The sequence below is a fragment of the Legionella qingyii genome, assembly GCF_003990155.1.
Taxonomy (GTDB): domain Bacteria; phylum Pseudomonadota; class Gammaproteobacteria; order Legionellales; family Legionellaceae; genus Legionella; species Legionella qingyii.
Genome location: NZ_RZGX01000004.1, coordinates 170,493 through 192,295 on the forward strand (window position 1 = coordinate 170,493; position 21,803 = coordinate 192,295).

Sequence of the window (21,803 nt, forward strand, 5' to 3'; positions counted from 1 at the left end):
GATCGATTAAACCATTTAACCAACACGCTTAAATTGAATAGCGACATCGACATCCATGCCTGGAGAAACAGTAAGTTTTCCGTTCGCGCTTCCTGAATTTTTTGAAAAAATACCATTCAAGTTACCGTATTCTGTTTTAATGGTCACTGTTCCATTAACACAAATCCCACGCAGTTTCGTGGTATTATGTCTTGGACACATAATACTTCCTGAACGTTTGTCTGCATTCACTTCAATGGGAAAATTGCCAGCACTATCCAAAGCCCCTACGGTTCCTGCTCCATTATAGACACATTCCCCTATCAACCAATTAGAAGCCTTACCTGATCCGCTCCAATTTCCAGGAATATCTTCACAATTACTTGAACCAGAATAAAAAGTAAAATCAGCATGCGATATACTTGCAAAAGTCAGGGAGACAGCTGTAAATCCAATAAGCAGTTTTTGTTTCATTTATCATCCTTAAAGAAATAAAGCCATACAAACACAACATGTTTGCGGCTAGTTGAATTCAGAATGTATTATTACGTTATAAGATTACGAGCGCAATCGAAAAAATTAGAACGAATAAATAAATCCAAGGAGTAACTCGAGACGTTCGAGTTCATGCAACATTGCTTCTGTGTTTACATTCCTCGATTCATGCCTTTGCATTAGCAAATTGCATGCGTGGAGATGAACATTCATACACATACAAATACCTAGGTTTAGTCAATTTGTGAATTACTGGAATAATCTTAAGATGAGATAATGTTGCCACCGATTGGCATTGATTAAAAAATTGCTCTGGGCATTGCTTTGTATCTTTAAAATCAAAATAGGTTATTTTATCAATTTCTCCCTTGGATAGTGCCTTTAAAAAAGCATCATCCCAGTATTGATATTGATTAATCTCGTCGCAAGGAATTGCGTGAACAGACTCATTGGGCATAAAAAAATTCAACGCTGCAGCATTAGTATAATATCCAGCAACTACAGGCTGTCCTTTTTTAATGATTTCAGGCTCTTTAATCGCTTGTTGTAGCACGGTGTAAAGCTTACCTTTTTTCATATAGGTTGCGATTGGCCATGAATTAATAACGATCATCACAAGGCTAAAGACTAAAAAAACTGGATAACTGATTTTAAAAAAACGGTGGTAATTATATTTTGTAACAAAATACCCTGTTGCTAAGGCGATATTCATTCCTAGTGGCGTCAAGTAAATTGCACGGGCACTTCCACCCAATAGAGTTGATATGAACCAAAATAATAATCCGACAAATAATACTGCATAAGTCAACTCCAAAACTGGGTTATTGCACGTGTTTTGATTTTTTCGATACTTGAACCATCCCAACACAGTCAACAATAGAAAAACTGAATAATTGATTAATAATGTACTTATTAGCTTTAAGAGACTATTGAATATAGTAGTATGATTTTGAGTTTGACTGTGAAAATGTAATAAATAAGTAATTGATATCCAATCGTGTTTGATATTCCAATAGATAACAGGAGAAACCATTAGAATAATTGTTAGACAGGCTAAGTAGAAATGTACACTTTTAAAAAGTTGCCGCTGTTTGGAAAAAATAACATACAGCAATAGTCCCAATACACTCACCACAGCAGTATATTTAGATAAAATCATAGCTCCGATAAACAAAGCACAAAGATACACATCAAGAATGCGCTTGTAAGAAATGTAACGTGCAAAAAAATAAAAGGACAGAATCGTAAATAAATTCAAAGGGGCATCATATAAAACACGTACCAAAATACTTTCTGTGGTTGTAGGCAAAACGACCCATATCAGCGCACTAATTAGTCCTGTTTGCTGATTGTGCAAGAGACATCCTGTTCTGTATATATAATAGGCACCTACAATCAAGCATAAAAAACCGATGATATTAATTGAAAAGAAGGTATCACCAAAAATTGCCCTAGAAATATGGAAAAAATAGGCAATCATGGGGGGCCCGTCAAAATAAGACCAAGCTAAATGTTTTCCCCAGGCGTAATAATAAAAACTTGTCATGGTAGGAACGATGAAAAAAGTTGCGAGAAATAAAAAACTGATATAAATAATCAGAAAAGGTTTGGTTACTTTTTGGTTCAACATAAATCACCGCATTCCATCAATATTTATTAAATGATTGAGGTCCCAATCTGGACAATATAAAATCTCGATTCATTGACATCATTTTGAATTTTTATAATACCACAATAAACATTTAATACGCATTCATAAATAGTTATTGGAAGAAAATCAGAGTGATTATCTTCCAATCCTTTGCCCTCATTCGCCCTTATGGGCACCTTCTCCCCAAGTCGAGAAGAGACATATGCCAGAATTTGTTTTTTGCTATGCCTAGACCTAGAATCCTCTCTCCCATCATAGGAAAAAATTAGGATCACTGTAACTTTCGGTGAACTTGTGCACATTACACAAATCTGCTGAAAACTCACTAATTATTTAATCATTAACTATACTTTGCCCTTATTGTCTTAGAATAAAATTTATCAGCCCTTCAGGCTCATTTTGTTTGGAAAACTCTAAACATTGACAAATAATGCAACTAGCTGCACAATAAATACCCCGCGCAAATCCTTACTTAATTTATGAAAATTTCTCCTCTATATCAATCAAAACTAAATAACTTTAAATTAACACCTAAATTAGATACTCCCTTGCGGTTGATAGCCCGAGGAATTTGTTATGGACACATTAGTGGTGAGGAAACTGAATTACGTGAATTTATTCTTGCTTCTATTACCGATCCTGCTGATATTGAAGCCATCAATCAGCCTGATGATCACCAGACTTATACAGTCATTGCCGAATTATTTGGTATATTACCAAGCTATATTTTGGAATTATCGGAGGAAAATAAAAGAAATATTCTACTTGCCTTTCGGATTTTCTTTGAAAAAAATCCACTATCCCTTATAAAGTCAATTCAACAAAAAACTGAATATGGTGATACTGTGTGGACAGCCTCAGCCCTGGATAAAATAGCTGAGGCTCCTGAATTATTACAAGAACTTATCCCAGAGTTGTCTTTATTTATTAGGGAATATGCAAGCAAACTCAGCGAATTGGAGTTACGCAGATTAATTGGGGCAATACATGGGAATCAAGTGCTCATTGGCTTAGTAATGGAGTTGTATGCTTCAGGCCAATTTAATTGGCCGCACTTTCAGAGAAATACTTTAAGTGAAGAAGAGCTTGCACGCTCACTAGAAATTTATTGGCATCCTGAACAAAAAGGTAATATAGCCTATTTTTATCAGGATTTTCCTGAGATTGAATTGTGGCGTCTCTTTATGGATGGTTATCAACAAGAAGCAGGATGGAGTAATTATGAGGCACGCGAAAAGGGCTGTATTAATCAACTATACCAAGCCTGGTTGTATACTAAAGAAACAATGACAGAACCATTAACCCCTGAGTACTTTAAGAAAATACACTCTATTTGTGCTAAAAATATTATTTGGAATAATACTGAAGGTATGTATCGAAAATATCGGACTAGTTTTGGACTGTCATTGAGGACTTTAACTTTTCTTGGCTATATCGAGCACCTAACGCAGTTTAATAACTTATGTACATTAGCAAAGCATGGATCTTTGGGGTTTGATGCATTGACTTGTATAGAAACAGAACGCTTAGATACTGTCATCGAGCAAATAATAGAAGAATATGAGTCAACGGTTTGCACCCATGCTGAGAACCCACAAGATCTATTACATGCCATCATTATTTTTTGCAAGAAATTAGAGCTGACTCATCCCTTTAGCGATTGCAATGGCAGATTGTTTTGTAACCTCCTTTTAAATCGAGAATTGGTACGCCATGGATTTTCTCCCACCATACTTGATAATCCAAATATGATTGAAGGCTATACTATCCAAGAATTTATCTCTGAGTTAATTCGTGGGATGAACAGTTTTCAACGCTTAAAAGCTGATGGATCATTCAAAACGGGAATGAATACACTTGATTTAATTAAAACTCAAACTTATCCAATTCCTGATGTGTGGAACATTTATCAACTATCTCAAAGTATTCCTGAAAATGTGGCTGCACTTCTTGGGCATCATGGAGTTTTTTCTGCTTCATCGGAGAAACAGGTTCTTGTTTATAGCGAACCCTTAAATCATGGAATTAATTTTCAAAATGATACCAAGAGTAATCTTCCAACCTATTAGTTGATAAATAAAACCCGAATGTCTTCGTTGTAAACAGCGACTTTGCAGCAAAAAGCATCGATTCATTATTTATTTCAAAACGTGATGAGTGATTTGCAACATGCGTTCTCGCCTTCGCGGGAGCAACAGTTTTTCCTAATCTTAATGCCCATTAGGAATTAAGGTGAAGGCATTATCCGCCATCACCTACCCCCCTTAGTGGAGTTAGGTAAAATCTCTACAACATGCGCCAGCCATTTTTTATTATCAGACCTAATAATGGTATTTGTGCGCCCATAAATAAAATCATTTAAATTGCAATGAATTAATGATGCCAATGCACTGTTACATCTGATCTTATAATATGTTCGATCTTGGGTAAGTATTTGTAGTTGATACTTACCTAGCAATTTACCAAAAGGGGTATTCGTATGCAGTATTTCTTCTATCATACTATTTGGCAGCTCATTAAAGTTCATTGTAATAAAAGCCAACTCAACAACAGTCACTTCTTTTTTTGTTTGTGCGAAATCAGGTTGATTTCTCTCTTTATTGCTATCAATAAACATAACTATGGCACGTTGATAAGTATTTTTATCTAGATCCTGGGCTGCAAAAATTGTTTTTATAATTGCACTGCGCGCATAATATTTTTCTATGCTTTTAGTCATTAGAGGTGGCGTTAATAACTCATTATAAGGACTTGGTAATTGAGACGAGTCCACCTTTGTACCTATTTTATTGATTTCTGCAAGTTGACTTACCTTAAGTTGAATTTCTTTCGACTCAGGGGCTCCGTTAACCACAATAGCTTTAAGGAGAAGCACCATCGCTATGAAAGGAAAAAACATAAAAAGCTTCATCATTGCCTTTATTAATAATCTCATTTGCACTCAGTCTTCTATTGTTAGTAACCCCAAATTGATTTAATCACCGCATGGGGCCGAATTTAAATCCACTGTTTTCCGATCTTAACTTACTCTCAATACCGGAGAGAACTGATAAGGTTGGATTGTGATAAACTATTTCTGTATAAGAAAAACCTGTAACTTCTTGCTGATTATAGCTTCCTGAAACCTCGCAATATCCTTCCCAATAACCATGTTGCTCCTGCTCTGGAAAAGCGGCAATATTAGTAAATGACAATCCAATACTAGGTATATTAATCTTGTATGTAGTGGGATAAAGAATTGATAATGCCGGGTCAAGCCAATAATCTTCGCGAACTACTTCCATATCTTGATAAGAAATAAATCGTTTTTCACCCGAAGGAAGAATTACATTTGCTAAACCGCCAATTACATTGTTGTCGTTATAATTGAAAATAAGGAAAATATTGGCAACAATTCCATTATTCTGGCGCACCCCAAACCATTCCCATCCATTTGAATCAAGATTGAAATCACCCCATTGATGATCCATCCAAGCATCACCGGGGCTTTGGTTAACTTGGTACGTCTTATCATTGAGTTTAAGCGTTCCCGTTGTTTTGAAGTGGGGTATGGAATAATAATATGAATTGGTGTTATCAGCCATTGGCATCAGTCCATTTTCATTGATTAAGAAAAACGATGCTTGTGGCTCCAGAGTTAGATTAAATTTTAACACCGTATTATTTTGACGACCCTCTGCTTTCAGCAAATAAACCTCTTTTCCTTGTTGAACTTTTTTTTGTAAGCTGTAATCATTTTTTAAAATAATATTTAATTTGTCAGTAGCAAATTTACCTTCATTAAGAAGATAGTCTTTAGCAACTCCATAGCCAATTTTCTTATCCAAATCAGCAAGTTGCATATGGAGCATGGGTTGTGTATAAACACGTCCTTTTACCTCTATAGCAGCATTAAACAATGCAACATCAAAGCTTAAATTCCGCCCCTCATCAGTAACTAATTTGCCATTGAAATACCACCACTCAATCATGTGCTCAAATGAGTATGGTATGTTTTGATAGTGTGCAGCCTCATCTCTGGGAAAGTCTAATGGAAAATAAGGTAAATTGGCATGAGCCACTGAAGCAAAGAATCCAATTAATATCCATTTAATATGCATTAATAATTCCTTTTTAAAATATTTAGAGGCGATTTTCTGGTGCGATGATATAGGAAGTTGGCGTTGATTATCAATCCTGACTCTTCTGGAAAATCAGAAAAGCATGAGATTAAGAAATGTTCTTTTTAGGCTAGATTAATAGTTGACTCCGCAGCCAAGGCTGCGGAATTTCGGCTTACATTTTGAAGTAACTGTAACCGTACTCTTCGTTGTATTCTTCGTTGTATTCTTCCTCGCTTTCCTCATCTTCTGTTTGAACTTCTCCTTCGCTCACTTTTATTGGTTCTTCTTCCTGCTTTTGCTCAGTTTGTTGGGCAACATTTTCTTCCAGGTCATTTTCTTCGCCTAAACCTAGAGCCTCCAATAGTGATGCAAGTGCCATTAGACGCATTAGATCTGGTCCGCCATTTAAAGTGATGAAAACCATTGTGTTTTCATTAATAAAATCCATAAGATGTACATGGCCATGCTCACAAACATAGACTTGGGGGGCACGTGGAGCAAAACCAAAGAGCGTGTTAGCATTTCTTCGCTGTGCATTATTATGTGGGGATTGTGTTTCTTCGCTAGACTCCGAAGTGTGTTGCGAGCTCTCTTCGGAAGTTTGTTCATTATCTTCATCTGCGCTAAATTCGGCATTTTCATCTGCGCTTAGTTCGGAATTCTCTTCAACGCGCTCATCAAAACCACTTTCATCAAAACTACCTTCGTCAAAACTGTTTTCATCAAAACTACTGTCCTGTGAACTGTTTAAACTTTTTCCTTCTTCAGTTTTTTTTCCAACTCGAGGTGAGGCTGGTGGTGTGTGAGGCATGTCATTGCTCCTTTAAAATTAAATAATTAAAATTCCGATAATAAAAATACCTCTGAAAAGAGCTCGTATTCTAACGGCCATATCTTTTCACGGAAAAGTTTACAGTTAATTTACAAATTTTGGTAGCACAAATGTACAAATTAAAATTTCTTTGTATTACTTTTTCAGAAAAAAAATCTTGAAACAATTAATTCAACTAATTGATTTTAAATAAAATTTATAAAAAAAGGGATTGGGAAATTTTGACTCACCCAGCATTTTAGGCTATAAATTGATAATCCGGTTGATATTGAATCAGTGAACATCTGAATCACCATTATGATCGCAAAATATCTAGATAAATATGTGACAATACAAGCCTGCATCGGTACTGCAATTCTCGTGCTCACCCCTTTCGCACGTTTCCCTATTTGGGTATTGCAGATTATAGGCCCTGTGTTGTTCATTATTGGTTTGTGGGTTCTTATAATTGCTATAAAGCAATTAGGAGTCGCTTTTACTCCGGTTGTCACCCCCATAGACAATGCTCAGTTAGTGACCTCAGGAATTTACAGTATTATACGCCACCCTATCTATACCGGAATAATTCTTATGGCTGTTGGCTGGTGTTTATTCTGGGGCTCGATACTCTCTATAATCGCTTCGCTTGCATTAATCATTTTTTTTCATTTCAAAGCGAAAAAAGAAGAAGCTTTATTAAGCAAGAAATATCCTGAATATGCAAAGTACGTATCAACGGTTAAGAAAAAAATAATTCCTTTTATTTATTAAATACGAAACATAAATTTATTTGAATCATGTGAATATGCATATATATTTAAAAAATACCTGAATCAAAACAGAATAATGAGAACCATTCATGAATGCATACCAACAGTTAGAACAGCATTTTAAAAAATATTATGATTTTGAAAATCTAGCGGCAATTGTTTCCTGGGATGAAGCATCAATGATGCCAGCTGGTGGAGGTAAAGCACGAGCAGAAGCGTTAGCTACATTAAGCGCTGTTCAGCATGATTGGCTAACTAATAAAAAAGTTGGTGACTTGATAAAGCAAGCAAAAGATATTGACAGTTTATCATTATGGCAACAAAAAAATCTTTATTGGATGGAAAAAGAGTATCTTCAGGCAACCTGTATTCCCGTAAATTTAGTCGAAGAATTTACTAATGAATCCTTAATTTGTGGCCAAGCTTGGCGAGAATTACGCCAAAAAAATGATTGGAAAACGTTTAAACCTTACCTGGAAAAATTATTTCAAAAAGTAAAAATGATGGCGGAGATTAAATCACAAACATTTAATAAGCCTACTTTGGATGTTTTAATTGATGAGTATTCCCCAGATTTAGATTGTAAAACAATTACTCCGATTTTTAATTCATTAAAACATGAACTTGCCAAGCTTATTCCCAGCATCATTGAGAAACAAAAAACCAGACAAATAAAAACGCTTACAGGAAATTTTCCGGTAGAAAAGCAAAAACAACTTGGCATGGAAATAATGACTCGTCTGGGTTTCGATTTTAATCACGGGCGACTGGATGTAAGCCATCATCCGTTTTGTGGTGGTATTTCCAGTGATGTTCGCATTACTACACGTTATAACGAGCATGAGTTTTTATCGTCCTTAATGGCAATTACCCATGAAACTGGCCATGCCCTATATGAACAAGGACTATCGAAAGAATGGAGTACGCAACCTGTCGGTCATTCTTTAGGGATGGCTGTTCACGAAAGTCAGTCCTTGTTTATTGAAATGCAAATTTGTAGAAGTTTGGAATACATCCATTTTCTTGTACCTATCGCACAGAACTATTTTAAAGATGTAGAGAATATCACGGCAGAAAATATTTTTTATCATTACACAAAGGTTCAACCCGGTTTAATCCGTGTTGATGCGGATGAAGTAACATATCCCTTACATGTGATACTTCGTTACGAAATAGAGCAACAATTGTTTTCTTCCGAAATTACTGTCGCTGACTTGCCTGAAGTATGGGATTCATCCATGCAGAAATATTTAGGACTATCAACAAAAGGCGATGATAAAAATGGAGTAATGCAAGATGTTCATTGGCCATCAGGCATTTTTGGATACTTTCCTGCTTATACATTTGGAGCATTAATTGCCGCTCAATTATTTTCAGCAGTAAAAAAATCAATTCCCGACCTTAAAGAGCAATTACAGCAAGGCAATTTTACATCATTATTATCTTGGCTAAGAAAAAATATTCATCAAAAGGGAAGGTTATTAACCTATCCTGAACTATTGCGGCAAGCAACAGGTGAGGCATTAAATCCTGATTATTATTTTGCACATATTAAAGAACGTTATTTATAAAATCCAAGTTGGAACCAATTGCCGCCGCGGATCAGAGCAAATAAGATATCTACCAATGGGCCTCCCTCGCATTCACGAAGGAGAAAAAAGACTCTTAAATCGAATAATTCTTAGAGCCATTCACCAGTTTTATAAATTGTTGCAATTCACATGTGTTCCCACCACACGCTGGAATCGAAACTGGGTTACCATTATAAGTGATTTTTACCAGATAATAATTTTCATCATGTTCGTAAAGTGAGAAATTGAGATTTGAAGCATACGGTGGGGCTATTTCCAAGGGAGAGCCCAAAAAGCTCAATGCACTCGCAATAGTCGTATCATGACCAGATAATAAAACATATTTTAGCTTGGATTTTTTCTGGCTACCAATATTGAGATAATTGGCAATATTCGTCATGAGTTTTGTACTGTAAGCAGCTGCAACTGCTTGAGGTTTTTCTTGCGCCATAAAAGCCCAATTACTGGCGCTAATAATTGTTTCGATATCTTGATTACTCAATCCAATTGGCATCGGAGCGTTATGTATTTGATGAACGTATAAAGCATCGCCTAATAATTCAAGATTAGCCAAGTTTTTAATTTGAACTCCTGTCAGAGCACTCCAAAGAGGGTATTTATCCTTGAGCTCATTATTTTTTTGTTGCCATTCCGTCGTAGAGTATACATATTGCTCCATTAATTTTGCTCGTTCCGCGGAACTTATCTGCTGAATAATCACTTCATCATATTTAGATGGAGCACTAAAAACAGGAATAGGCTGAACAGCATAAGGTAAAGCTGGCAGAGAAGATTCTGTAGTATTGGGTCCTGTCCCTGGAGGATACAATCCCATTAATAATGATTGGGCGCTCATCAGTGTGCGTTCATAATCAGTGGAGCGCACATACATTCTTCCATGCTCGTAATGCTCAGGCAATAAATGTGTTTGCTCAATATATTTTTTACGAAATTGCATGCCCATTTTATATTCTTGTTGCATGCCCTCGGCAGTAAGCTGCCCAGGTCCCTCTTGCCATTGGTAATTTACTGCTGAAAGAGGAATAATCGGTGTCCTATCACCATGCCGAATGATATCAACAGCAAAAATAAGTGTATCATCTGCAAATAAAAGTGATGGCACACTCAGTAATAATGCAAAGCTTAAACGAAATTTGTAAACCATTTCTCATACTCCTGATTAAGAATATATTTATTATCAAATGGAGGTTTTTATCATTTTTCATCATAGGTTTTAGCTCTGCACTATGATGATTATGAAAGCAAAAATCAAGATTTTATTTTCAAGACTCTATTTATAACTACTGCTTCAGTTATTTAAATTCGTTTTGATATTTTTTAAAAAATAACAATAAAAACAATAAACAAGTAATTCTATTTTTTCTGGAAAAATTCTCAGATCTATGTAAAAGTAATTCACTTGTATCTACAGGACTTATGAAAGAATCCAATCTCTTTGTTAAAAAATGTTTTAATTCAGTAACTTATTTTATCTAACTCCCTCATTAAAACATTTTTTGCCTCAACTTGGTTTTTTTGGTAAGTCCTAGTCTAAATAAAACAACTATAAAAGCCAGGAGTTACCGTGAAGGGATTAAAGTATAGTTTTTTATTGATTGGTCTCTGGCTCATATGGAAAACTGCTTATACCTCGAGCGAATCATCATACAGCGCACTTCAAATTGCTTCTCCGAATAAATCGTTTACTTTGACTAAATCTGAATTACTAACCCACCCCGACCTAACCCAAGTAACGATTAATAATGACCGCGCTTATCCAAATAGAGTCATGCATCATAAAGCTATTCCTTTATGCAAGTTACTCGCCCCCTTTCATATAGGACAACAAGATATCATCGAGTTCATAGCCAAAGATAATTTTCATGTCTATGTGCCTTCACATAAAATTATGGATTGTAGTAAAAATTCATCCATCGCAATGCTGGCCATAGAACCTATATCAAAATGGCCAATAATTGACAATCATACCGGGCTTACGGCTGGACCTTATGAAATTATTTGGCTTTATCCTGAGCGTTCCTATATATCAAACGAATATTGGGCATGGAGTGTCATAACGATAAAAATTAGCCGAGAACTTAATTATCAACACGTTCTTGCGCCTCCCAAAACAACAAACGCATCGATTGCTAATGGGTACAAAATTTATATTAGTCATTGTGAGGGTTGCCACATGATAAATCATGTTGGAAAAAGCGATATCGGCCCAGACTTGAATTGCCCAAAAAATCCATTGAATTATTATCCTAACATCACCCAATTAAAAAAATTTATACGTGACCCCGAATCAGTCCGCATTCTTCCACAAGGCCGAATGAGCGGTTCAGATAAACAATTTTTATCTGATAATGATCTGGATGATTTAATTAAGTTCTTTGCATATATGAATACAAAAAAACAATGTTAACACTCATTCTCCGACTTCATTGACAACCCTTTTCTAACCTTCTAGAGTTTAACTATATATAATATGGATATACAACATGAAGCTTTTTAGGCACATTGTTTTTATAACCCTATTAGCAAGTAGTCTCTTTGCTTATGGCAGTCCGCTTGTTGTAGGCGTTTTGAAATTTGCCCCGCCTTTTTCATCAACCGACAGTGACAATCATTATTTTGGTTTTAGTGTCGACCTTATGGATGAAATATGTAACCGTATTGCTACAACATGTATCTATAAACCCACCGATTTGGATTCGCAATTTAAAGATCTCGATTCAGGTTATATCGACATTACTTTTTTACCAAGCCCTCTCCCTTCAACTCAATTAACAAATTACGTATTCAGTCTGCCCTATATAACAAGTAGAGGACAATTTATCTCATTAAAGAATTCAAATATCACCTCAGTCGATGATATTAAAAACAAAAAAATTGGCGCACTTCAGGCAACTTTTATCCAATATAATGTATTACCTAATTATACCTCCAAACAAAACATTAAAGCATATTCCAAAATCACATCATTAATAGGAGCACTTAGTAATCATGACATCGATGTAGCCTTAGTAAATGAAAATGTTGCCAAATATCTGCTTAACAATGCCCTCAAAGGATTTCAGCTAGTAGGAAAACCTATTGTTATGGGAAACGGCTATGGAATAATTGCACTTAAAAAGAATGCGGCCATCATTGATAAAATTAATAAAGCCTTGTTACAAATAGAAACCGATGGGACCTATTTAACTATTTATAATAAATATTTTGGTAATTAAGTAAAACCCTTAAAGAAATCAATAATGCTCATGGTGATTTGTTATGTATTTAATGAGTTCTCAGTAGACATTAATCGTTTGTTCGCACTTCCTCCTCTTCTCAGGAAAACTAATATTCTATTTTTATTGCCAGCGTACCCATTACATAAGATATATTTTTTGCCCGCGAATCCTTTTTAACTCATTGAAAAAATTGTTAACTTTTATTGATCTAAGATCAGTAATCAACTTAAGATAAACACTAAAATATCCGAAAATGGATTTGAAGATGCGACTATTTAAAACTACTTTGCCCCAGCTTTTTCTCGTTGGGGTTGCTTTTCTATTCCTTACAGTAAGCTATGCAAGTAAACCCGTGTGGACTTTTACACCGGATCCCAATTATCCACCAACAATTTCTATAACACCAATAGGATCAGCGACGATTAAATATACGATAACGAATCAATCACGCAAAACACATACCTTGTCCATGAAACACATGGCAGGGATTACCCAAGTCACTTCAGCCGGAAATTGTCCAAATCCATTTAAATTGAATTATCATCAATCCTGTACTCTTAATTTGCATGTAAATGGAAGCAAACTGACAGGCAATATTAAAGGTGGTCCTATTGTATGTGAACAAGGAAATGGATTGGAGTGTTATCGACCAGCCTTAGCTAACATTTTAAATATTACAATAATTCCTGTAACAAAATATTTGATTACTCCAACTGCTGGCGCTCATGGAAAAATTAATCCCAATACACCACAAACTGTCATCGCTGGAAGTAGTTTGACTTTTACGGCAACGCCTAGTGCGGGTTATCAAGTTAGTGAATGGTTAATGGATGGAGGCACTGCGCAAAAAGGTGGAACAACGTTTACATTATTCAATATTGATAGCAATCATACAGTAGATGTTACATTTACGCGGTCAGGAATAGTATATGCAGGGACTGCCAGCGGCTCTGTTTATTTTTCTATGAATAATGGTTTAACCTGGATTGCCACGCCAACTGTACCATCACCGGGTAATACAGTGAATGGGATATTTGTAACACCAAACACTTTATACATAGGCAGTGCAGATGGTAAAGTTTACTATTCAACTAACAATGGTACTTTTTGGAATGCTACAACAGCACCTGGTACTTCAGCAATAAATAGTGTCTCTGTTACAACTACGTCGAAAATTTATGTCGGAACTCAAGAGGGAAAAGTTTACTACTCAAGCGACAAGGGAACTACTTGGGTATCTACCGCAACAAATCCAGGTAATGGAGCCGTCAACAGTATATTCTTGACCCCATCTACTATCTATGCAGGAAGTGCAGATGGCAATGTTTATTATTCAATAAATAATGGAGTTACTTGGGCTAGAATCAATGGTCCAGAATCAAGTGTTCCAGTGCCTATTCAAAATGTCTTTGCTACGAGTAACCAACTTTATGTAAATACTCGGCAAACCTCAACGAATAGCACCTTACCACCTGGAACCATCAATTTTGAATATGCCTATTTCACCAACAGCTTAACCAATTCAAATCCCATGTGGACTCTTTTATCCCAAATAACTTATACCTTGTTTGTTAATGCAGATGCAACCGTGATCCATGCAGGAACTCAGAATGGACATGTATTTTCTTTAACAACGGGAGATGATTTGGGATTTATCACATATAGTCCAATAAGTAGTCTCTTTTTTTTCGGATAACATAGGGAGATAATTCATGTTGAAACTTAAAAAAGTAGTATTTCTTTTATTGTCATTTAGTTTTGTGACTACAACTTCCTATGCAAAGCAAGCAAGTGACTTATCGAGCTTGCCTAGTCCGGGGCTAAACTTACTCAATGAGGCCACCCTGATTCGACCTATGGAGCCTAATATAAAAATTTCATTTATAGCGCGGTTAAAAATACGTAATCAAACCGAATTAGATAAGCTTGTTCAAGATATTTATGATCCAAATAGTTCTCGATATCATCAATTTTTAACGTCCTCCCTTTATGAACAAGAATTTGCACCAAAGAAAGAAGCGGAAGAAGCCGTGCAACAGTTTTTTTCTTCTCAAGGAATGCAGGCAAGCATTGTTAATCATAGTATTCATATAACTGGAACAGTGGCGCAAATTGAACAAACCCTTCACGTTCAAATCAATAATTATCGATATCAAAACAAAATCGCTCATGCCAATGCAAGCAAGCCTAAATTAAATCAGGAAATTGCCCAATATATTGCCGAAATTACCGGGCTTAGCACTATTCCTCAATTTCACTCGAACATAGAAACTGTTACAAACAATTCTGAAGAGGTTCATGATTTAAATTTTATCTGGAATACTTTTACTCCTTTTGCAATTCCTACAGATATTTCATTGCAAGGTTTCACAGGTGAGCATTTACAAAAGACTTATAATCTAAACAACATTCCTCGTATTAATGGTACACATCTCGATGGAACAGGACAAACTTTAGTTATTGTCGATGCGTGTGGAACTAATAGGCCAGAGCAAATTTTGAGGGATGCAAATCAATATTTTAAAGCAAACAAGATAAAACCCTTTGTGACTTCAGGACCATCAAAGAATTTTGCAATAATTAATCCTGATGGCACTCCCTTCACAACATGCCCGAATGCCTCATCTTCGAGTCATGAAATCCTTCTGGATATTGAATCATCTCATACAATAGCACCTGGAGATAATACAGTTTTGGTACTAGGTAAAGATCAAAAGAGCATATTAACTGATGTGATTCATACGTTGATTCAGAATAAAAATACCATTGCTGGTTTTTCTAATGCGTACGTTATTTCTAACAGCTGGGGGAACGAAGAGGTTTTAGATACTTCACTTGAACAAACTTTGAAATTAGCTGCTGCTGCTGGAATCAGTGTTAATTTTTCTTCTGGCGATTGTGGCGATTTTACGTACAGTACTCAAAAAAAATGTACTGGAACTTGGCCTTCAGCACCAAAAGTTAATTACCCTGCCAGCTCGGCTTATGCTACTGCTGTCGGAGCAACTGCCTTATTTGTAGATGTAAATTACCGTTATGCATTTGAAACTGTCTGGGGTTCGGTTAAAGCGTCTCAAGGCACCTATGCCTATGGTGGAGGTACTGGTGGAGGCATTAGCCAATTTTATGGTCCAGTTGCTTGGCAGAGCTCCATTAAAAATTTCACTGCTGGTGGTTATGGTGTTATTAGTAATTTTGGAAATCGTCGTGCATTACCTGATATTGCGATGCTTGGTGATCCACAAACTGGATTACTGATTATTGCTGATGGAACACAAATTAAGGATGGCGGCACCAGCTTAGCTTGCCCTTTATTTTCGGCAACTTTAGTCTTAGTAAATCAAGCACGCAGTTTACTGAATAAAGGGACACCTATAGGCCAGGCAGCGCCTTATTTGTATCAAATGAATGATGTTTTGCTCGCCAACAGAGCAATTAATCTTATTATTCCACCAGCACTTATTATTAGTGGAGCAACACCACCGCCATCTACCACAATTCAAGGTACCCCTGCCCCAGCCTCTGCATTTACCATTAAGAACAAAACTTTTGGATGGGATTCATCACTTACCCTTGAGCCAGAAGGCCAATTTTGGAACGATGGAGTTGGCATAGGCTCACCCAATATTCCAAACTTTGTTTTAACAATGGCTAATATGTAACGGTCAATAATGGTAGCGGGCTACAAAAATTTTAGCCAAGCTAAAAAGAAGTGGAGCCCGTTGAGAGTCGCTTTGGGTTCCGCTTCGCAACCTCCAGACTATAATCATGACCACTCATTCAGTTACTGACATATTTAATGGGTAGAGTGATGATAAATTCACTTCCTTTTCCTAAAACACTCTTAATTGAAATGGTTCCATGGTGTTCGTGAATAATACTGTAAGAAATAGATAAACCTAAACCGGTTCCTTTTCCAACTGGTTTCGTAGTATAAAAAGGTTCGAAAATCTTATTTATTGTTTCTTTAGTCATTCCTGTGCCTGTATCACGAATACTAATTAAAATGTGATCTTGTTCCTTAGTGGTTGTAATAGTAATTTCCCCGTGTTCAGGAATTGCATGTGCTGCGTTGGTGAGGATATTCATAAATACTTGATTGATTTTTCCTGGATAACATTCTATTTCAGGAATATCACCATAGTTTTTATTAATAATAATTCGATCGCGAAATTGATTGTGTAATAAAGTTAAGGTGGAGTCGATATTCTCGTGAATATTAGCATGTTTCAGCGCTCCCTCATCAAGCCGCGAAAAAGTGCGTAAATCCTTTACAATATTTGCGGTGCGTCTTGCCCCCTCTTCAATGCCATCAAGTAAATTATGGGTTTCTTGCAGGGTGCAAGCCAAATCGATAGCTTCGCTGTATTTTGAAATTTCGAGTAATTTATTTTTTATTGGTGTTTCAGGGGTAATTTCTTCGTATTTTTTTAATAGTTGCATAATATCATCAATGTCATTTTTTAATGGACCGATATTGGCCGATATAAAATTAACCGGATTGTTGATTTCATGAGCAATCCCTGCGGTTAATACTCCTAATGAAGACATTTTCTCTGCTTGAATTAATTGAGCCTCTGCCTGCTTTAAAGTTTCTAATGCTTTATTAAGTTGAATGTTCTTTTTATTCAGATCCCGCGTACGTTGTTCCACTCGGGATTCCAGTTTGATATTTGCTTGCAGTAATTCTTCTTGTGCTTTTTTTCGTTCGGTTATTACTGCGGACAAGATTAAGGTAGTAAAAAAAATGACGGCAACAAATGCCTGTAAAAATACCAAGCTGGTTGGAATACCGACAAATCTAAACTCTTGATAGCCATGGATCTCAAGCCAGAGCACAGAAATCGAAATTATAAAAGCCGTAATTAGTGCCAATCGAACACTAAAACGTACAGCAGACCATACACAAAAAGGAAGCAAAATATAAGCTAAAGGATAATGCAACATATAGATCATAACAATAGTACAGATTAATAAAGCGATTAAGATCGTATATTCAAGAAGTGACTTCCAGTTAAAGGTAAGTTTACTATGATACCAAGTCATAATAAGGGGAGTTATAACGATAATACCTACAACATCACCTAACCACCAAATAAACCAATTGGTAATAATTAGCTCGGGTTTAATTAAGTCAAATAAAACCAGCGAAATAACACCAAGAGTGCAACTGGTAAGAGACAACAAAAAATCTCCTCCAAAGGTAAAAATTAAAACATCTCTGACTGTATAGAAAGGTATTTTGGTATGAGTGTAATGTTGAATAAATCGAGCAGCCCATATTGCTTGTAGTCCCGCTCCAGCCCCTACCATTGTAGAGGCAATCCAATTTTGCCAAGACATCAGGTTACCTAGTGTTGCAGTTAGGATTACTTCAGAAATTATTATCCCCAAAAAAATATTATTCCCATACCATAGCACCATAGCCAATGCTGCACCGGATGGAAGCCAAAGTGGCGTCACTAATGTATTGGGAACAATCCAAATATTACTTACAATCCCAGAGATTGTGTAAAGTAAAACGATAACTATATTCTGGTACCAGAATTGCCACGTTTTTAAAGTGTCAAAGCTCATGTTTTCTTTCCAAGTACCCTATATAACTTGATTTTTTCTTCTTTACCTCGAATTACTTGGGGTTCTATCTCTTCAACCAGAATTTCATTAGCAATAGGTTTATATGTACTTTCACTAATTAATAAAGTATTGGGTGTATTTTTGGTTAGCTCTTCTATTCGTGATGCAGTATTTACCGTGTCGCCAATTACTGTATATTCCATATGTTCACTAGTACCTATATTGCCAGCAATTACCTCTCCGGTATTAATGCCAATTCCTATAGCGATTTCAAAGCCAATTGCGTCATAGTATTTTTCATTAAATTCATTCAATGCATCGATCATTGCTAATCCTGCAAATACAGCATTTAATTGATTATCGATGTGCGAAACTGGTGCACCGAATAAAGCCAAGATTCCATCGCCAATTAATTTATTAACGCTGCCATGGTGCTCTCGAATTTTTTGAGTCATTAACTCAAAATAAGCATTTAGTAGTTCCACAGATTTAACCGGGCCTAACTTATCTGATATGGAAGTAAATTGGCGCATGTCTGCAAACATCGCCGAAATAATACGGTATTCACCAATCAGAGATTCTTCTCCATGAGCATTTAAAATTTCATCGACTATATTTTTAGGCACGTATTTTTGAAACAACTCCATGATTCGTTTTTGATATAATACTTCTTGGTTCAGTTTTTCAATCAAAGACAAGCGCTCTTTTTCAAGATTTAACATCTTCAAACCTGTATCAATATTGATCTTTAAATCAACAGGATCCCATGGCTTGGTAATATAACGAAAAACTCGTCCCGTATTGATAGCCTTTATAATCGCCTCAACATCCGTAAATCCAGTTAAAATCATACGAATTGTATTGGGATATTCTGGAATAATGGATTCTAAAAATTGTACTCCCGTCATTTCAGGCATTCTTTGGTCAGTAATAACAATTTGAATATTATTATGGCGCATAATATCCATACCTTCGCGTCCTGAAGTAGCAGTAAACACATTGAAGTGACGGCGAAATGTTGCGACAAATGCGGTAAGATTATGCACTTCGTCATCAACATAAAGGATATTACATTGTTCTTTATCCATAAAAACTCTATAGAAGCAAATTGAAGCCCTATAGATATTTATAGTCTATTAGCTATCATTTTGGCTAATTTCAATGCTTGAAATAATAAGAAATTTTAACTTTCTTTTTTGTCATATATTTGCACACATTATTGAATTAATTGTTTATTTTAAGATAAAAATCCATCCAATTTTTAAATCGTTGCAAACGATCCATTTGAAAATCTGGTCTATCAAGAGTATGGTATTGTTCAGGATATATGATCAATTCTGTGGGTATATTTTGTGATCTTAAGGCTTGATATAATTGTTCCGAGCCAATACATGGCATATTAAAATCCAAACTAGCGCACATAAACAAAGTTGGTGTTTTAATTTTATTCGCCTGCAGTAATGGGTAACTCAATTTCATATAAATTTGAGCATTTAACCAGGGTTTTCCTAATTCAGACTCATAATCTAAAGTATATTGATCCACACCATAGTTGCCCAAGATGTTGCCGGTTCCAGCACCGCTAACAGCTGCCTTAAAACGTTGAGTGCTCGCAATAACATAATCAGTAAGCATGCCGCCATAGCTCCAGCCTCCCACAGCCAATTTATTGGGGTCGACAATACCTTTTTTAATTGCATAATCTACAGAAGCAAGAACATCTTTTACATCGAGATTCCCCCAGTCTGCGTTAATTGCATTGGAAAAATCAAACCCCTTTCCGGAACTTCCTCGTGGATTGGGGGCTATAATGGTATAACCCTGCGCAGCAAGCCACTGCCAATCAAAATTAAATTCATGACTGAATTGATAAACGGGCCCGCCATGTAAATTTAAAAGAGCGGGATATTGTGTTCCAGATTTGTAATTTGCAGGTTTGAGCAATAAACCTTCAATCAGTGTTCCATCAGCGCTTTTAAACTCAATATCTTCTACAGGACGAAATAGTACCTCATCTAAAAGTTTTTGATTATGATGGGTTAAGGGCCTCAAAGTATCTTCGACTGCAAAGAGTTCTGATGGATGTTGATCATCAGAAGAAACAACTACTATATGCTGTTGCGCTATTGAAAATTCGCTATCAACTTGCTCCCCTTTAGTTAATGCTTTGACATCACCGGTACGTACATCAATCTCGCTCAGATGGGTATTTCTACTTGTTTCAATCAGAGCATATATTTTTTTACCATCCTCAGACCATTCAGGCTTTGTAAACCAACGATCTAAAGAAACGACAATCCGTTCTTGATGATTGTCTAATCTAACAACTGCTAATTGCGTGGGTGCATAGATAGGTGACTTATTGTTAAAGCTTAAATAGGCTATTTGAGAATTATCAGGGCTCCATGAGGGAGAAGATTCCCAATCAGGATCCATGCCAGCTCCGGGGAAACCAGTTAATTGTATTGCCTTACTTCCAGATTTGTTGCTTATGACATACACATCTGAATTATAACTCCTATCCGGTTCTGCCCCTCTTTTAGAGATAAACGCTATATAATCTCCATTCGGTGACCAAGCTGGAGCCCATTCATCATAAGGGCCTGGTGTTAATAATTCAATGTGTTTACTTTGCAGTGCTATACGATAAAGATGCGTTCTTTTTTCGTAAAGATAACCCTGGATATCTTTTTTAAAAAGATATCTTGTAATGATAATGGGTTTATTTTTAGAAGCTTTGTCCTTGGTTTTACTGGCAATAAAAGCGATACTTTGGGAATCTGGGGCCCAAGTAAAATCACTAACTTCATACTGATTATTAGTCAATCTGATAGTTTTTCCATTTTGTCTATTTAATAATCTAAGACTGTCATCACTATCAGATAAAAAAGCTATCCATTGACCATTAGGGCTCCATTTAGGTAAATAATTACTGGCTTTCTTATCATTGGTGAGTTGTTTTGAGATCTTGCCATCGTAGGATACTATCCAGATATTTCGAATTGCGCTTGTTTTGCTAACATTTTCTTCTACTGTGTAGACTATCCATTTCCCATCTGACGACAAATCTGGCTCACCGACGGTCTTTATTCGCATATAATCACTTAAAAGTGGTAATCTTTGAGCACACCACCCTCTTTCACAAAAGATAAAAGGCAACAAGAATAGTACAAGCTGAAAGCAGACATGAACTTTTTTCAAAATAATTTCCTTTTAAATAAGCATCTCTTATTGTCAAATTAAAACATCAACCCAACTCGAGACGCACAAAGTATCATATCGTAGTTGTTTATATATTAGTTCAAAATTTCATATTTTTAGGGAATTGGACAAAAAAAAGCTAGAGTCTGTTGACATTTATGTACCTATTTTTAATACGGCCTTTACTGGATTAGGGCATAAAGCGGAACGTAGACTAATGAAGCAATTGTCAGCAGAGGCGAAAAATTTAACTCGCTAATTTAAAGTATTTGTAGATCGAGCACTCATTTATTTGTATTTTTTTTAGTCAGCAAATAAAATGGCGCATATAAATTAAGAATCTATTCTTTACAATTATCACTTCTGATGAAAAATCACTTTTTTTACTTTATGGCATTAAATTCAA

Annotated in this window: 16 protein-coding genes; 7 read left to right on the top strand and 9 right to left on the bottom strand. The window is 35.9% G+C overall.

Going from position 1 to position 21,803, the window contains the following annotated elements:
* Positions 1-15 precede the first annotated feature (15 nt).
* Together ELY20_RS04305 and ELY20_RS04310 are read right to left on the bottom strand one after the other, a co-directional pair.
* Entirely contained in the window at positions 16-453 is a 438-nt protein-coding gene (locus ELY20_RS04305) for a hypothetical protein (protein ID WP_110141422.1), read from the bottom strand.
* Between the two features lie 187 nt (positions 454-640).
* Positions 641-2,104, bottom strand: a complete 1,464-nt coding sequence (locus ELY20_RS04310) for a glycosyltransferase family 39 protein (protein ID WP_110141421.1) — start codon at positions 2,102-2,104, stop codon at positions 641-643.
* Positions 2,105-2,673: 569 nt separating this feature from the next.
* Here ELY20_RS04310 and ELY20_RS04315 point away from each other — a divergent pair.
* Complete coding sequence (locus ELY20_RS04315) at positions 2,674-4,194, top strand: Fic family protein (RefSeq protein ID WP_158618859.1); 1,521 nt, start codon at positions 2,674-2,676, stop codon at positions 4,192-4,194.
* Between the two features lie 182 nt (positions 4,195-4,376).
* On the opposite strand, the gene ELY20_RS04320 is transcribed toward ELY20_RS04315, so the two are convergent.
* The 3 genes from ELY20_RS04320 to ELY20_RS04330 form a co-directional block, all read right to left on the bottom strand.
* Positions 4,377-5,060 (bottom strand): hypothetical protein, encoded by a 684-nt coding sequence (locus ELY20_RS04320; RefSeq protein WP_110141419.1) that lies wholly within the window; start codon positions 5,058-5,060, stop codon positions 4,377-4,379.
* A gap of 43 nt (positions 5,061-5,103) precedes the next feature.
* Positions 5,104-6,225, bottom strand: coding sequence for a lipocalin-like domain-containing protein (locus tag ELY20_RS04325; protein ID WP_110141418.1), 1,122 nt, complete (start codon positions 6,223-6,225; stop codon positions 5,104-5,106).
* A 175-nt stretch (positions 6,226-6,400) separates the two neighbouring features.
* The gene (locus ELY20_RS04330; protein ID WP_110141417.1) at positions 6,401-7,039 is read right to left on the bottom strand and encodes a hypothetical protein; all 639 of its coding nucleotides are present in this window, start codon (positions 7,037-7,039) and stop codon (positions 6,401-6,403) included.
* 318 nt (positions 7,040-7,357) lie between these two features.
* Between ELY20_RS04330 and ELY20_RS04335 the strand changes: the two genes are divergently transcribed.
* Positions 7,358-7,810: a methyltransferase family protein gene (locus ELY20_RS04335; protein WP_110141416.1), complete on the top strand. Its 453-nt coding sequence runs from the start codon at positions 7,358-7,360 to the stop codon at positions 7,808-7,810.
* A gap of 88 nt (positions 7,811-7,898) precedes the next feature.
* Entirely contained in the window at positions 7,899-9,380 is a 1,482-nt protein-coding gene (locus ELY20_RS04340) for a carboxypeptidase M32 (RefSeq protein ID WP_110141415.1), read from the top strand.
* A gap of 94 nt (positions 9,381-9,474) precedes the next feature.
* Here the strand turns inward: ELY20_RS04340 and ELY20_RS04345 are convergent, their stop codons facing one another.
* On the bottom strand, positions 9,475-10,545 hold the full coding sequence (locus ELY20_RS04345) for a histidine phosphatase family protein (RefSeq protein ID WP_110141414.1): 1,071 nt from the start codon (positions 10,543-10,545) through the stop codon (positions 9,475-9,477).
* Between the two features lie 420 nt (positions 10,546-10,965).
* Here ELY20_RS04345 and ELY20_RS04350 point away from each other — a divergent pair, with 420 nt between their 5' ends.
* The 4 genes from ELY20_RS04350 to ELY20_RS04365 all read left to right on the top strand — a co-directional run bounded on the left by ELY20_RS04350 (position 10,966) and on the right by ELY20_RS04365 (position 16,281).
* Positions 10,966-11,808, top strand: a complete 843-nt coding sequence (locus tag ELY20_RS04350; RefSeq protein WP_110141413.1) for a c-type cytochrome — start codon at positions 10,966-10,968, stop codon at positions 11,806-11,808.
* Between the two features lie 76 nt (positions 11,809-11,884).
* Positions 11,885-12,616 carry a transporter substrate-binding domain-containing protein gene (locus ELY20_RS04355; RefSeq protein ID WP_110141412.1) on the top strand — a complete coding sequence of 244 codons (732 nt, stop codon included), beginning with the start codon at positions 11,885-11,887 and terminating at the stop codon, positions 12,614-12,616.
* Positions 12,617-12,884: 268 nt separating this feature from the next.
* Positions 12,885-14,315: an InlB B-repeat-containing protein gene (locus ELY20_RS04360; protein ID WP_110141411.1), complete on the top strand. Its 1,431-nt coding sequence runs from the start codon at positions 12,885-12,887 to the stop codon at positions 14,313-14,315.
* Positions 14,316-14,331: 16 nt separating this feature from the next.
* Positions 14,332-16,281 carry a S53 family peptidase gene (locus ELY20_RS04365; protein ID WP_110141410.1) on the top strand — a complete coding sequence of 650 codons (1,950 nt, stop codon included), beginning with the start codon at positions 14,332-14,334 and terminating at the stop codon, positions 16,279-16,281.
* A gap of 118 nt (positions 16,282-16,399) precedes the next feature.
* Here ELY20_RS04365 and ELY20_RS04370 read toward each other — a convergent pair whose 3' ends face one another.
* The 3 genes from ELY20_RS04370 to ELY20_RS04380 form a co-directional block, all read right to left on the bottom strand.
* Complete coding sequence (locus tag ELY20_RS04370; protein WP_110141409.1) at positions 16,400-18,196, bottom strand: MASE1 domain-containing protein; 1,797 nt, start codon at positions 18,194-18,196, stop codon at positions 16,400-16,402.
* Positions 18,193-19,284 carry an adenylate/guanylate cyclase domain-containing protein gene (locus ELY20_RS04375; protein ID WP_110141408.1) on the bottom strand — a complete coding sequence of 364 codons (1,092 nt, stop codon included), beginning with the start codon at positions 19,282-19,284 and terminating at the stop codon, positions 18,193-18,195. Before ELY20_RS04375 ends, ELY20_RS04370 begins: the two co-directional genes overlap by 4 nt.
* Before the next feature lie 136 nt (positions 19,285-19,420).
* Entirely contained in the window at positions 19,421-21,292 is a 1,872-nt protein-coding gene (locus ELY20_RS04380) for a S9 family peptidase (protein ID WP_199739182.1), read from the bottom strand.
* Positions 21,293-21,803: the final 511 nt, after the last annotated feature.

Bases quoted from the DNA above. Each gene is read 5' to 3' on its own strand.
- ELY20_RS04380 (WP_199739182.1), bottom strand. From the start codon at position 21,292: ATGCGAATAAAGACCGTCGGTGAGCCAGATTTGTCGTCAGATGGGAAA.
- ELY20_RS04305 (WP_110141422.1), bottom strand. From the start codon at position 453: ATGAAACAAAAACTGCTTATTGGATTTACAGCTGTCTCCCTGACTTTT.
- ELY20_RS04365 (WP_110141410.1), top strand. From the start codon at position 14,332: ATGTTGAAACTTAAAAAAGTAGTATTTCTTTTATTGTCATTTAGTTTT.
- ELY20_RS04345 (WP_110141414.1), bottom strand. From the start codon at position 10,545: ATGGTTTACAAATTTCGTTTAAGCTTTGCATTATTACTGAGTGTGCCA.
- ELY20_RS04320 (WP_110141419.1), bottom strand. From the start codon at position 5,060: ATGAGATTATTAATAAAGGCAATGATGAAGCTTTTTATGTTTTTTCCT.
- ELY20_RS04355 (WP_110141412.1), top strand. From the start codon at position 11,885: ATGAAGCTTTTTAGGCACATTGTTTTTATAACCCTATTAGCAAGTAGT.
- ELY20_RS04325 (WP_110141418.1), bottom strand. From the start codon at position 6,225: ATGCATATTAAATGGATATTAATTGGATTCTTTGCTTCAGTGGCTCAT.
- ELY20_RS04310 (WP_110141421.1), bottom strand. From the start codon at position 2,104: ATGTTGAACCAAAAAGTAACCAAACCTTTTCTGATTATTTATATCAGT.
- ELY20_RS04370 (WP_110141409.1), bottom strand. From the start codon at position 18,196: ATGAGCTTTGACACTTTAAAAACGTGGCAATTCTGGTACCAGAATATA.
- ELY20_RS04340 (WP_110141415.1), top strand. From the start codon at position 7,899: ATGAATGCATACCAACAGTTAGAACAGCATTTTAAAAAATATTATGAT.
- ELY20_RS04375 (WP_110141408.1), bottom strand. From the start codon at position 19,284: ATGGATAAAGAACAATGTAATATCCTTTATGTTGATGACGAAGTGCAT.
- ELY20_RS04360 (WP_110141411.1), top strand. From the start codon at position 12,885: ATGCGACTATTTAAAACTACTTTGCCCCAGCTTTTTCTCGTTGGGGTT.
- ELY20_RS04335 (WP_110141416.1), top strand. From the start codon at position 7,358: ATGATCGCAAAATATCTAGATAAATATGTGACAATACAAGCCTGCATC.
- ELY20_RS04330 (WP_110141417.1), bottom strand. From the start codon at position 7,039: ATGCCTCACACACCACCAGCCTCACCTCGAGTTGGAAAAAAAACTGAA.